We start from the raw sequence: 12,936 nt of genomic DNA, 5'->3' as shown, positions 1-12,936 counted from the left end.
TGGTCGTCCTCAACGCCATCATGCGCGACAAAACCGCATTCGCGTGAACACAGTTGCCATTCCGTGACCTATGAGCGATCCCACGGTGCAGAACCTGCACCGCTGCATCCCTCGGCCAAGGTAACGGAATGGATCCTCGGGTCTGCGCGTCCGCTTCGCCCGTGGATGACGAAGTTCGGAAGGCTTCGGCCAATCGCCAACGTTCGATGCGCTGCGGTTAGTCTAAACGAAGGCCGACGACCGCCATCTACCGTGGCTCAGCCGTCCTCGCCACCACCGCTGCGGCGACGGCAGCGCCAGTTCCAGTCGCGCTCGGGGCCGACGTCGACATGGACGGATTCGGTGTGGCAGTAGGTGCCGACGCCGCCGCGGCCCGGCATCGTGCGGACGTAGTTCGCCAGCTCCCACTTCGAGACGCCCGGCACCTGGATGTCGGCGGCGGCGCAGTACATGTGCAGCGAGTTCTTGGCGCCGTTGGCGCGGCGGTTGCGCGAGGGATCGCGATAGCCGGAGGTGACGATCATCTTGCGGCCGAAATGGCCCTCGATCGTCTTCAGCACCCGCACGAGCGAAGGCTTGAGGCAGGCGACGTCGACGCTTTCATTCTGCTTCAAAAGACCATTTGGCGCGAGTCTCGCCATGCCGGCGGCCGACGCCACCTGGTAGGAACCGCCGCCCTCGTCCTCATTGAGGTCGACGTCGCTCTCGTCGTCGATGCCGGACTTGCGCTTGATCTCGAACAGCGCCGTCTGGCGCACGCCGGGGAGAGCGTCGGCGCCTGTGATGTGATTGGCCGGGTCGTCGAGCGAGGCCAGTTGCACCGGCTTCTCGGCCGGGGTCGCCGAGGCCAGCGTCACGATCGGCTTGGCCGGCGGCGGCGTGGTCTTGGCCTGCGCCGCCGGCTGGTCGCCGGAGCGCGCGTTGTTGATCAGGGGGGCGGGCGCGGCCGCAGCCGGCGTGGTGCTGAAAAGCGAGGCGAACAGGCTCTTCTTCGGCGCGGCGATCTGCGGCTGCGCAGGCTCGCCGGCGGTCACATAGACGCCGTTGCTCATGGCTTGCGTGGTCGCCTGCGCCTTCGACTCGACGGCGGCGGCATCCCCGGCGGCGACCTGCTGGGCGACGGCTTGCGTCTGTTGCGCCGTTTGCGCCTGCTGAACCAGCGGTTGCGGCGTGCTTCCGGCAATGGCCTGGGCGCCGGCAGGGATGGCGATGGGGAAGGTGCCGTCCGGCCGCGTCTCCGGCACATAGGCGACCTTCTCGGGCAGGGGCGTATCGCTCTCGCTCATCACGGTCGCTGCCGGATCAGTGGGCGCCGATGCCTGCAACGACGAATCGGCCGAAGCCGCGGTCTTGGCGCTGGATGACGCGCTCATTTCGGTCGCGGTCGAATTGTAGGTGGGCGAAACGACCGACATCGTCGGGTCGCCGGTCGATGTGCAGGAGGCCAGAAGCACGGAGAAAAGCGCCGCCGCAATGCTGCGGCTTTCCCCTCGTGCAAGACGCCAACCTACTGATTTCAAAATAAATTCCCCCTCGGTATCCGGTCGGTTCGTTATCGCCGCGCCACTCCAGAACGGCGCCGCGATAACCCTCCTGTTCCCAACCGGAACGGGACGTGTGTCGAATCTGCAAGCCTCGGAATTATTCTGCGTCGAACGCCGATTTGAGGCCGCCGAACGATTGACGCCACCATTTCGCCCTGTTTGGGCGGGGCGTCAACTCACCAGACATTACAGTCTGTTACACGCGCACCTTGACATAGGTGCCCGGCGCATCCCCCAAGGTTTTCATACGCTTGCCCGGTTTTCGGGCGGGTACGCGGATGTCGTCCTGGTTCTCAATCCAGTGTTGCCAGTGCGTCCACCAGGACCCGGGATGCTCGTGCGCCGCGGCGAGCCACGCGTTGAAGTCACCCACCGGCTTGCCGCCGGTCCAGTACTGATATTTCCTGGCGGCGGGCGGGTTGACGACGCCGGCGATGTGGCCGGAACCCGCCATCACATATTCGACGTCGCCGCCAAAAAACTGCGATCCCAGAAACACCGAAAGCGCCGGCGCGATGTGGTCTTCCTTCGTGGCCAGGTTGTAGACCGGAATCGTGATGTCGGCCAGCGAGACCATGCGCCCGGCAAGCTCCATCACGCCGCGCGAGAGATTGTTCTCGAGATAGCAATTGCGCAGATAAAACGAGTGGTTGGCCGCCGCCATGCGCGTGGAATCGGAATTCCAGTAGAGCAGGTCGAAGGGCAGGGGCTCCTTGCCGCGCATGTAGTTGTTGACGACGTAGGGCCAGATCAGGTCGCCCGAGCGCAGCATGTTGAAGGCGGTCGCCATCTTGGTGCCTTCCAGATAGCCCTTTTCGCTCATCGAGCGCTCGACGGCTGCGACCTGGTCCTCGTCGACGAACACCTTGAGGTCGCCGGCATGGGTGAAGTCGACCTGCGTGGTGAAGAAGGTGGCCGATTTGATGCGGTGATCGCCCTCCTGCGCCAACAGGGCAAGCGCGGCGCCAAGCAGCGTGCCGCCGACGCAGTAGCCGATGGCGTTGACCTCTTTTTCGCCGGTCGCCTTCTCCACCATGTCGAGGCCGAATTGCAGGCCTTCGCGGATATAGGCCTCCCAGCCCTTGGCGCCGTGGCGTTCGTCGGGATTGATCCAGGAGATGACGAAGACGGTGTGGCCCTGCTCGATCGCCCAGCGGATGAAGGATTTCTGCGGGTTGAGATCGAGGATATAGAATTTGTTGATCCATGGCGGGCAGATCAGCAGCGGCCGTTTCAGCACGGTCTCCGTCACCGGGTCGTATTGGATGATCTCGGCGACGTCGCTGCGGCCGATGACCTTGCCGGGCGTCGTGGCGATGTTCTTGCCGATTTCGAAGGGCGTGTAATCCGCCTGGCGCAGCCTCAGGTCGCCCCGGCCGGCGGCGATGTCCTCGGCCAGCATCTTCATGCCGCGCACGAGGTTCTCGCCGTTCGAGGCGACGGTCTCGCGGAACAGCTCCGGATTGGTCAAGATGAAGTTCGACGGCGCGATCGCGTTCGACACCTGCTTGACGTAGAAGCTCGCCTTGTGGCGGGTGTGCTCGTCCAGGCCCTCGGCATGCTCGACAAGCTCGTTCGCCCAGTGCGAGGTGACGAGATAGGCCTGCTTGAGGAAATCGAAAAAGGCGTTGCGGCCCCATTCCGGGTCCTGGAAGCGCTTGTCGCCGCGTTCGGGCTGAACCGCGTCCCGCGGCGCCTCGGCGTTGGGGTCGACTTTCTGGATGGCGTTCGCCCAGACGGTCATATAGCCGGCGAAGAGTCGCGTCTGCGCTTCGAGCGCGCGTTGCGGATCGCCCAGCCAGTATTCCGAGAGCTTGGAGAAGGTCTTGACCATGTCGACGACCGGTTCGGCGACATGGTCGCGCACTTCACCCTTCTCGCGCGGTTCGGCCCAGGCGGAAGCCGCCTTGCCGGCCTGCTCGATCATGCGCGCCATGTTCAGGGCGAAGCGCTCGGGATCCTTCACCAGATATTGCTCGATGGCCGAAGGTCCGCCATTTTCCGCTTTGTCCGAATCGTCAGGTTTGGACATGGTTCGCGGGGTTCCTCCCGGAGCGTTTTCTTGACATATTACCATGGGACATCTGACCGGGTCCAATTTGCTGTAACCCGGCTGCCAGGAAAACAATATGACGATTAATGTTGGCCGGACTTTTTTTCTCGACGCGGGTTCGATTTGCCGCATGGCGGTCGTGGCGGGGCTGGTCGGCGTGCTGCTGCCCGCCGGCGGCTGCACGAGCACTAGCACGAACAATGCACCGACGGCCTTGACCGAAGGCCCGAAGGATACCGGCTCCTATCCGAACCTCAATGTCCCGCCGCCGGTCGCCGCCAAGCAACTCACCAAGGAAGAGACCGCCGCGAACCTCGCCCAGCTCAAGGCCAAGGAGCAGGCGCAGATCGCCAAGGGCAGCGGCGTCAGGGCACCGGCGAATGCGGCGGCACTCAGCACCTTGGCCAAGACGCATGGAGACGACACGCTGAAGCAGATCGAGGGCAAATGCGACCCTGCTCTCGACCCTAGTTGCAATTAGGTTTATATCGCGCGCCGAAAGCGCCCCCTTTGATCGTCTGGAACCGAAATGGAAGAATTTCACAAGGTACGCCGGCTTCCGCCCTACGTGTTCGAGCAGGTCAATCGGCTGAAGGCCAGCGCCCGTTCGCGCGGCGCCGACATCATCGACCTTGGCATGGGCAATCCGGATCTGCCGACGCCGAAAGCCATCGTCGACAAATTGTGCGAAGTGGTGCGCGACCCGCGCACGCATCGCTATTCGTCGTCGCGCGGCATTCCCGGCCTGCGCCGCGCCCAGGCGAGTTATTATCAGCGCCGCTTCGGCGTGAAGCTCAACCCCGACACGCAAGTGGTGGCGACGCTCGGCTCGAAAGAGGGCTTCGCCAACATGGCACAGGCGATCACCGCGCCCGGCGACGTCATCCTGTGCCCCAATCCGACCTATCCGATCCATGCCTTCGGCTTCATCATGTCGGGCGGGGTGATCCGCTCGCTGCAGGTCGAGCCCGATGACGGCTTCATCCCGGCGGTCGAGCGCGGCATCCGCCATTCGATCCCGAAGCCGCTGGCGCTGATCCTCAACTATCCGTCGAACCCGACGGCGCTTGTCGCCTCGCTCGACTTCTACAAGGACGTGGTCGCCTTCGCGAAGAAGAACGACATCATCATCTTGTCGGATCTCGCCTATTCGGAAATCTATTTCGACGGTAATCCGCCGCCGTCGGTGCTGCAGGTGCCGGGCGCAATGGATGTCTGCGTCGAGTTCACCTCGATGTCGAAGACCTTTTCCATGCCTGGGTGGCGCATGGGTTTCGCGGTCGGCAACGAGCGGCTGATTTCGGCGCTGACGCGGGTGAAGTCCTATCTCGACTATGGCGCGTTCACACCGATCCAAGTTGCGGCGGCGCATGCGCTGAACGGCGACGGCGCCGACATCGAGGAGGTGCGCGAGGTCTACCACAAGCGGCGCGACGTGATGGTCGATTCCTTCGGTCGCGCCGGCTGGACCATTCCCGCGCCTGCGGCCTCGATGTTCGCCTGGGCGCCGATCCCGGAGCCGTTCCGCCATCTCGGCTCGCTCGAATTCTCCAAGCTGCTCATCGAGCATGCGGATGTCGCGGTGGCACCGGGTGTCGGCTTCGGCGAGCATGGCGACGACTATGTACGCGTGGCGCTGGTCGAGAACGAGCACCGGATCCGCCAGGCCGCTCGCAACATCAAGAAGTTCCTCGCGACCACCGCCAAGCAGCCCAACAATGTGGTGCCTTTAGCCGCTCGTCGTTGAGTTGCCTGACATTTTTTGCACCTGACATTTTTTGCAAGTTTGAGGGGCGTCGCCGGACATGGCTGAAGCGTTGCGCGTTGGAATTGCCGGTCTCGGCACGGTAGGCGCCTCGGTGGCGCGCGTGCTGCGCGACAAGGCGGCCGAGCTTACCCGGCAGTGCGGTCGCGACATCGTCGTGACCGCCGTTTCGGCCCGCGATCCGAAACGCGACCGCGGCATCGATCTCAGCGCCGCGAAATGGTTCGACGATCCGGTCAAGATGGCCGAGCGGGCCGATATCGACGTCTTCGTCGAACTGATCGGCGGCGACGAGGGGCCGGCGCGGCTGTCGGTGAAGGCGGGGCTCGAGGCCGGGCGCCATGTCGTGACCGCCAACAAGGCGCTGCTTGCCAAGCATGGCGTGGCGCTTGCCGAGGTCGCCGAGAAGAAGGGCGTGCTGCTCAACTACGAGGCGGCGGTGGCCGGCGGCATCCCGGTCATCAAGACGATGCGAGAGGCGATGGCGGGCAACGCGGTGACCCGTGTCTTCGGCATCCTCAACGGCACCTGCAACTACATCCTGACCCGCATGGAAGCCGAAGGCATCGCCTTCGACGCCTGCCTGAAGGACGCGCAGCGGCTCGGCTATGCCGAAGCCGATCCGACCTTCGATATCGAAGGCCATGACACGGCACACAAATTGTCGATCCTGACCAGCCTTGCCTTCGGCACCAGGATCGCCGCCGGCGACATCTATATGGAAGGCATCTCCAACATCACCCAGGCCGATATCCGCGCGGCGGGCGATCTTGGCTACCGCATCAAGCTGCTCGGCGTTGCGCAGCGCACCGACAGCGGCATCGAACAGCGCGTGCACCCGACCATGGTGCCGACGGCTTCGGTCATCGCGCAGGTGCATGGCGTCACCAACGCGGTGGCGATCGAGACCGATATCCTGGGCGAGCTCCTGCTCTCGGGTCCGGGCGCGGGCGGCAATGCCACCGCTTCGGCGGTCGTCGGCGACATCGCCGACATCGCCAAGAGCCGGCCGGGCTTCCAGCACGGCCCGGTCTTCGGCTGGCCGGCGAAGGAACTGAAGCCCTACAAGAAGGCGCGGATGCGCAGCCATGCCGGCGGCTATTTCATCCGGCTGACCGTGCATGACCGCACCGGCGTCTTCGCGGCCATCGCCAAACGCATGGCCGACAACGACATCTCGCTGGAATCGATCGTCCAGCAGGCGGCCGGCCCGGAAACGCAGGCGCAGAAGACCGTCATCCTCGTTACCCACGAGACGACGGAAGCGGCGGTGCGCAAGGCCGTCGAAGGCATTACCAAGGACGGTCATCTGACCGACAAGCCGCAGGTGATCCGCATCGAGCGGGCGGAATAGCCAAGTCCGATTTCATCTTCAATCGATTGATTTTGCTGTCGTTTCAAAAATTGAGGGGGCAAGTCTTGCCGTTGTCATGGAGCTTTGCCAGAAGAAGCGCGCCTCTGGCGGGAGGCTGAGTTTCACGAGGAATGCCCGTTCATGAATATAGCCCAGAACATCGCCGCCGGCCTCGACCGGATCCTTACCATGGAAGTCGTGCGCGTCACCGAGCGGGCGGCGGTCGCGGCGGCAAGGCTGCGCGGGCGCGGTGACGAGAAGGCAGCTGACCAGGTGGCGGTCGACGCCATGCGCCAGGAGCTCAACCGGCTGGCCATCAAGGGCACGGTGGTGATCGGCGAAGGCGAGCGCGACGAGGCGCCGATGCTCTATATCGGCGAGGAGGTCGGCACCGGCAAAGGTCCGGCCGTCGACATCGCGCTCGATCCGCTCGAAGGTACGACGATTTGCGCCAAGAACCTGCCCAACGCTCTGGCCGTCATCGCCATTGCCGAGAAGGGCAGCCTGCTGTTCGCGCCGGACGTCTACATGGACAAGATCGCCATCGGTCCCGGCTATCCGGAAGGCCTGATCGACATCGACGCCTCGCCAGCCGAGAACCTCGCCAATCTGGCCAGGGCCAAGGGCGTGGCCGTTTCCGACATCACCGCCTGCATCCTCGACCGGCCGCGTCACGCCAAGCTGATCGACGCCGTGCGCGCCACGGGTGCGGCGATCCGGCTGATCGGCGACGGCGATGTCGCCGGCGTCATCCACACCACCGATCCGGACGAGACCGGCATCGACATCTATCTCGGCACCGGCGGCGCGCCGGAAGGCGTGCTGGCGGCGGCCGCACTTCGCTGCACCGGCGGACAGATGCAGGGCCGGCTGATCCTCGACACGCCGGAAAAGGTGGCGCGGGCGCAGAAGATGGGCATTTCCGACCCGAAGCGGATCTACCGCGCCCAGGACATGGCGCGCGGCGACGTGCTGTTCGCGGCGACCGGCGTCACCGACGGCAACCTGCTCGACGGGGTGAAATTCGGCCGCACCTTCATCACCACCCACACCATCGTGCTGCGCTCGTCCTCGCGCACGGTGCGCGAGATCAAGGCCAGGCACCAGGATCTGGATAAGTTCTGATTTCGCTTAGCCCGAGCGCTTTTGCCGCAATCCGGGGAAAACGTTCCACACCTTTCCCCGGATTGCTCGCTTCCCCGCAATTGCTCTGGACGTCGCATGTTGATATCTGCGCAGCAATGATGTGCAGACGGCGCGTCGCATGACCGGCGAGAAACGGTTCTTCCTCGATGTCAGGCAGTCGGCGACCGGTGTTTCCTGGGAACACCGGCTGACCGAGCGGCAGGACATGGCCGCGCTCGCGATCGCGCAAGGCCGTGGCGTGCCGGATATCGTGGCGCGGGTGCTTGCCGGGCGCGGCGTCAGCGTGGAGCAGACCGAGCGTTTCCTCGATCCGACCATTCGCGAGCTTCTGCCGAACCCGGCATCGCTGACCGATATGGAGAAAGCGGCGGCGAGGCTGGCCGGTGCGATCGTCGCCCGCGAGAAAGTGGCGATCTTCGGCGACTATGACGTCGACGGCGCGGCATCGTCGGCGCTCATCAAGCGCTTTCTCACGCATTTTTCAGTGCCGTCGGAAATCTACATCCCGGACCGCATCTTCGAAGGCTACGGACCCAATCCGGAAGCGATGCGGGAGCTGATCTCGCGCGGCGCGAAGCTGATCGTCACCGTCGACTGCGGCACCAACAGCGCGACCTCGATCGACGCGGCCAGAGAGGCCGGCGCCGATGTCGTGGTGCTCGACCATCACCAGGTCGGCGGCCCGCTGCCGGCCGCGGAAGCCGTGGTCAACCCCAATCGCGAGGACGACCTGTCGGGGCAGGGGCATCTGTGCGCCGCAGGCGTCGTCTTCCTGTGTCTTGTCCAGACGGCGAAGGTGCTGCGCGCGAGGCTGCCGGACGCCGCGCCGGTCGATCTGCTTTCAATGCTCGACCTGGTGGCGCTGGCGACGGTCTGCGACGTGGTGCCGCTCACCGGGGTCAACCGGGCCTTCGTGGTCAAGGGGCTGCAGGTGGCGCGCCAGCAGAAGAACGAGGGGCTGGCGGCGCTGGCGCGGGTTTCACGCATCGGCGAGCCGATCAACACTTTCCATCTGTCCTTCCTGATCGGCCCGCGCATCAATGCCGGCGGCCGCATCGGCGATGCCGCGCTCGGCAGCCGGCTTTTGGCCACCGACGATCCCGTCGAGGCGACAGGGATTGCCGAGACGCTGGACCGGCTGAACCAGGAACGGCAGCAGATGGAGCAGGAGATGCTGGCGCAGGCGCGCGCCGAGGCTGATGCGGAGCTTGCCGGCGGCAACGGCCCGGCGGTCATCGTCACCGCCAGCAACACCTGGCATCCGGGGATCGTCGGGCTGATTGCTTCGCGGCTCAAGGATTATGCGCGCCGGCCTGCCTTTGCCATCGCGTTCAATTCGACCGGCATCGGCACGGGCTCCGGCCGTTCGGTGACCGGCTTCGATCTCGGCCGGCTGGTCCGCGAGGCGGCCGAGGCCGGGCTGATCGTCAAGGGCGGCGGCCACGCAATGGCGGCGGGCATCACCGTCGAGCGCGCCAAGCTAGGCGAACTGCGCGCCTTCTTCGAGGAGCGCGCCGCGGCCGACGTGTTCCGGCTGCAGAACGAGGAGAGTCTGGCGATCGATGGCGCCTTGGCCGCCGAGGGCGCCACCATCGCGCTGCTCGACGCGCTGGAGAAAGCCGGGCCGTTCGGCGCCGGACACATCGCACCGGTGTTCGTGCTGCCTCGCCATCGGCTGGCCGACGCGCGCGCGATCGGCACCAACCACATCCGCGTTGACCTGCAGTCGCAAAGCGGCGGCAAAATCCAGGCCATGGCGTTCCGTGCCGTCGACACCGCGCTCGGTGAATTCCTGTTCAAAAACAGGGGCAGGACCGTGCATATCGCCGGTTCGCTCTCGGGCAATTACTGGAACGGCAACCGCACGGTGCAGTTTCGCATCAGCGATGCGGCGCTGGCTTAAAGCGCGTCGCGCTGAAGCGGATTCAGGCGACGCGCTTTAGGTCGTTGCTTGATGCATGTCGTTGTCGCAAAACCGCTGCACACTTTTGCGCGACATGCATTAACGACGCAATAGGGGGAATTCAGACCAGAACGGTCTGCAGCCGGGTCAGTTCGTTGATCTGGGACTTCGTCGCCTGGTAGCCGAGGCTGATCGCCTCGTCGGCGCGATGGAATTCCGTCAGGCCGATATGGCTGAGCTTGGGCTGCAGCGACATGTCCGGCGGATCGCCGGCGAGCCTGGCGCGCGAAATCCGGTCCTGGATGATGTTGAAGGCCTCGACCATGACGCCGGTGATACCAAGGCGGGTCTGGTGTGATTGGGGATTGACCTGGCCGGGGCGCGGCGCGTCGTTCTCGACGAGCAGTTCGCCGGCGCTGTGCTTGATGACGGCGGCGCGGCCGAACAGGTCGTAATGCAGGTTGACGGCCACGACGAGCGGCTGCTCATAGGCGCGGCAGACCGAGACCGGCACCGGATTGACCAGCGCGCCGTCGACCAGCATGCGGCCGTTGCAGGCCACCGGCTCGAAGACGCCCGGCAGCGCATAGGAGGCGCGCATGGCGGTGACGAGCGAGCCGCTCGACAGCCATATCTCATGGCCGGTGCGGATTTCAGACGCGACGGCGACGAAGGGCTTCGCCAGATCCTCGAAACGGGCGCCGTCGAGGTGCTCGCGCAGGCGCTGATCGAGCCTCATGCCGCCGAACAGGCCGCTGCCGCGAAGATTGAGATCGAGAAGGCCGAAAATGCGCCGCTTGGTCAGGCTTCTGGCGAATTCTTCCAGTTCGTCGAGCTTGCCGGCAAGGTAGCAGCCGCCTACCAGCGCGCCGATCGAGGTGCCGGCGATCATCGATACTTCGATGCCGGCCTCGTCAAGCGCGCGCAGCACGCCGATATGGGCCCAGCCGCGGGCGCATCCGCCGCCGAGCGCCAGCGAGATACCGGCTTTCCTGTCTGGCTTCGGGTCAGACGCGCCGCCGGACGATGCGGGGCCGTTGGCCTCCCGAACGTCAGGTCTGCTGCGCAATGACGCCCATTCGAGCATCACGATCTCCCTTGTCCCATATCCCTTCTACCGCAAGGATATTTGAGAATAGTGAATATGAGTGGTTTGTGAATATTGAATGGTTCACACCGGCTTCCGATACGTATGGTCCGCATCGAACAGCGGTCTGCTGCCGTCGTCGACAAGCGTCGTCTTGCCGTCGTTCAGCCCCACCGTCCGATAAAAGCAGGAACGTCTGCCGGTGTGACAGGTTGCGTCGTGACCCAACACTTTGACGCGCAACCATATCGCGTCCTGGTCACAATCCGTGCGCATCTCGACGACGTGCTGGAAATTGCCCGAGGTCTCGCCCTTCTTCCACAGCGCGTTGCGTGAGCGCGACCAGTAGTGGGCGATCCCGGTCTCGAGCGTCAGCGCCAGCGCCTCGGCGTTCATATGCGCGACCATCAAGAGCATGCCGTCGCCGGCATCGGTGACGACGACGGTGACGAGGCCTGCCGCATCGAAGCGCGGAGAAAGAACGGTGCCTTCCTCCAGCGCCTTCTTGTCTGACGAAGCTTTTAGGAATTCGACTGCCGACATCGCCGGTCCTTGTATGTTCGGGCAGGCGACGGCCGGCAAATCAGCCGGCGCGTACCATGGTGACGAAGCGGACCTGTTCCTCGGGCGTGTCCTTGAAGACGCCGGTGAAGGTCGAGGTCAGCGTGGTCGAGCCCTGCTTGCGGATGCCGCGCATGGCCATGCACATATGCTCGGCTTCGAGCATGACGGCGACGCCGCGCGGGTTGAGAACGTCCTGGATGACGCCGGCGATCTGCGCCGTCATCGCCTCCTGGGTCTGCAGGCGATGCGCGAAGATGTCGACGACGCGCGCGATCTTCGACAGGCCGACGACCTTGCCGTCCGGCAGATAGCCGACATGCGCCTTGCCGATGATCGGCACCATGTGGTGCTCGCAATGCGAATGGAACTTTATGTCCCTGACGATGACGAGATCGTCATAGCCGGCGACTTCCTCGAAGGTGCGGCCAAGCTCGTCGGCCGGGCACATGTCATAGCCGTTGAACATTTCGCGGAAGGCTTTGGTGACACGCTTTGGCGTGTCGATCAGGCCTTCGCGGTCCGGATTGTCGCCGGTCCAACGCAAAAGCGTACGCACGGCGGCTTCGACCTCAGCCTCGCTCGGACGATCGGTGACGGGCTTGTCCAGATATTCGGACGGGGGCATGATTTTCTTGATGACGGCATCCATAAAGGCGTCTCCCGTAGTCCCACTCAAAGGTGGGACGAGTTGAACGGACCACGACCTTTTGGGTGAAAATCGCCCATTTCCATCCCGCAAGCGGCGTGAACATATGGGCAAGGACAGCGGCTTGTCGTCGCCTTGTCGATGCCCGACTGCGATTATTATATATGGTTCTGGCGGCGCGAAAGGAAGACGCGAGAGCGGCAAAGCCTGTTCGCTCGGCGGCGACGGATTGGAAAAATATGATCGACGACGTCTACAATGCGAAAATTCTCGGTTTCGCCGGGAACATAGGGCGGATCGGCCGGCTCGACGATGCCGACGCGACAGCCAGGGCGCATTCCAAATTGTGCGGCTCGACCGTTACCGTCGACCTCAAGATGGATGGCGACGTGGTGACCGATTTCGCCCATGACGTGAAGGCCTGCGCGCTCGGCCAAGCCTCGTCGTCTATCATGGCCCAGCATGTGGTCGGCGCCCGCGCCGACGAATTGCGCGCCGTGCGCGAAACCATGCTGAAGATGCTCAAGGAGAACGGCGCGCCGCCGGAAGGCCGTTTCGCCGACCTCAAATATCTGGAGCCGGTGCGCGACTACAAGGCGCGCCATGCCTCGACCATGCTGACCTTCGACGCGGTGGTCGATGCGATCGGACAGATCGAGAAGAAGCGCGCCGGACAGGCGGCTTGAAGGTAGCGGCTTAGTGCGTTTCACCGTTTCACGGAAACGGCGAAACGCACTATCTTCTTATTTTACCGCAATTCCGGACGGAAAACCGCTCACACTTTTCCTGGAATTGCTCTAGGCCGTAGTGACGATTTAAGGAATTGGGATTCCCACGGGCCGGCAAATCAGATTCAACGCTGATTTTTGGGGAT

The 12,936-nt window shown here is 64.2% G+C and carries 11 protein-coding genes; 6 read left to right on the top strand and 5 right to left on the bottom strand.

Annotation, left to right across the window (positions count from 1 at the left end):
* Positions 1 to 257: 257 nt before the first annotated feature.
* Both FJ414_RS30950 and phaC read right to left on the bottom strand, forming a co-directional pair.
* Positions 258 to 1,415 carry a YcbK family protein gene (locus FJ414_RS30950; protein WP_181181761.1) on the bottom strand — a complete coding sequence of 386 codons (1,158 nt, stop codon included), beginning with the start codon at positions 1,413 to 1,415 and terminating at the stop codon, positions 258 to 260.
* Between the two features lie 325 nt (positions 1,416 to 1,740).
* Positions 1,741 to 3,576: a class I poly(R)-hydroxyalkanoic acid synthase gene (phaC, locus tag FJ414_RS30945; RefSeq protein ID WP_140648141.1), complete on the bottom strand. Its 1,836-nt coding sequence runs from the start codon at positions 3,574 to 3,576 to the stop codon at positions 1,741 to 1,743.
* Positions 3,577 to 3,673: 97 nt separating this feature from the next.
* Between phaC and FJ414_RS30940 the strand changes: the two genes are divergently transcribed.
* The 5 genes from FJ414_RS30940 (at position 3,674) to recJ (ending at position 9,765) form a co-directional block, all read left to right on the top strand.
* Entirely contained in the window at positions 3,674 to 4,078 is a 405-nt protein-coding gene (locus FJ414_RS30940) for a hypothetical protein (protein ID WP_181181760.1), read from the top strand.
* Positions 4,079 to 4,126: 48 nt separating this feature from the next.
* Positions 4,127 to 5,344 carry an LL-diaminopimelate aminotransferase gene (locus FJ414_RS30935; protein WP_140648140.1) on the top strand — a complete coding sequence of 406 codons (1,218 nt, stop codon included), beginning with the start codon at positions 4,127 to 4,129 and terminating at the stop codon, positions 5,342 to 5,344.
* A 58-nt stretch (positions 5,345 to 5,402) separates the two neighbouring features.
* Positions 5,403 to 6,716: a homoserine dehydrogenase gene (locus tag FJ414_RS30930; RefSeq protein ID WP_140648139.1), complete on the top strand. Its 1,314-nt coding sequence runs from the start codon at positions 5,403 to 5,405 to the stop codon at positions 6,714 to 6,716.
* Between the two features lie 141 nt (positions 6,717 to 6,857).
* Positions 6,858 to 7,841: a class II fructose-bisphosphatase gene (gene glpX, locus FJ414_RS30925; RefSeq protein WP_140648138.1), complete on the top strand. Its 984-nt coding sequence runs from the start codon at positions 6,858 to 6,860 to the stop codon at positions 7,839 to 7,841.
* Positions 7,842 to 7,980: 139 nt separating this feature from the next.
* Positions 7,981 to 9,765, top strand: coding sequence for a single-stranded-DNA-specific exonuclease RecJ (gene recJ, locus FJ414_RS30920; RefSeq protein ID WP_140648137.1), 1,785 nt, complete (start codon positions 7,981 to 7,983; stop codon positions 9,763 to 9,765).
* A gap of 121 nt (positions 9,766 to 9,886) precedes the next feature.
* On the opposite strand, the gene FJ414_RS30915 is transcribed toward recJ, so the two are convergent.
* The 3 genes from FJ414_RS30915 to folE all read right to left on the bottom strand — a co-directional run bounded on the left by FJ414_RS30915 (position 9,887) and on the right by folE (position 12,065).
* Positions 9,887 to 10,852: a patatin family protein gene (locus tag FJ414_RS30915; protein WP_140648136.1), complete on the bottom strand. Its 966-nt coding sequence runs from the start codon at positions 10,850 to 10,852 to the stop codon at positions 9,887 to 9,889.
* Positions 10,853 to 10,936: 84 nt separating this feature from the next.
* The gene (gene hisI, locus FJ414_RS30910; RefSeq protein ID WP_140648135.1) at positions 10,937 to 11,395 is read right to left on the bottom strand and encodes a phosphoribosyl-AMP cyclohydrolase; all 459 of its coding nucleotides are present in this window, start codon (positions 11,393 to 11,395) and stop codon (positions 10,937 to 10,939) included.
* A 40-nt stretch (positions 11,396 to 11,435) separates the two neighbouring features.
* A complete protein-coding gene (gene folE / locus FJ414_RS30905) occupies positions 11,436 to 12,065 on the bottom strand; it encodes a GTP cyclohydrolase I FolE (protein WP_140648134.1) in 630 nt (209 codons plus the stop codon).
* 236 nt (positions 12,066 to 12,301) lie between these two features.
* On the opposite strand from folE, the gene FJ414_RS30900 reads away from it, so the two are divergent.
* On the top strand, positions 12,302 to 12,748 hold the full coding sequence (locus FJ414_RS30900) for an iron-sulfur cluster assembly scaffold protein (RefSeq protein WP_095815273.1): 447 nt from the start codon (positions 12,302 to 12,304) through the stop codon (positions 12,746 to 12,748).
* The last annotated feature ends 188 nt before the right edge of the window (positions 12,749 to 12,936 follow it).

The sequence above is a fragment of the Mesorhizobium sp. B3-1-6 genome (assembly GCF_006439555.1).
Classification (GTDB): Bacteria; Pseudomonadota; Alphaproteobacteria; order Rhizobiales; family Rhizobiaceae; genus Mesorhizobium.
The sequence above is the reverse complement of the archived record's forward strand: the minus strand, read 5'-3'. Positions and strand labels throughout refer to the sequence as shown.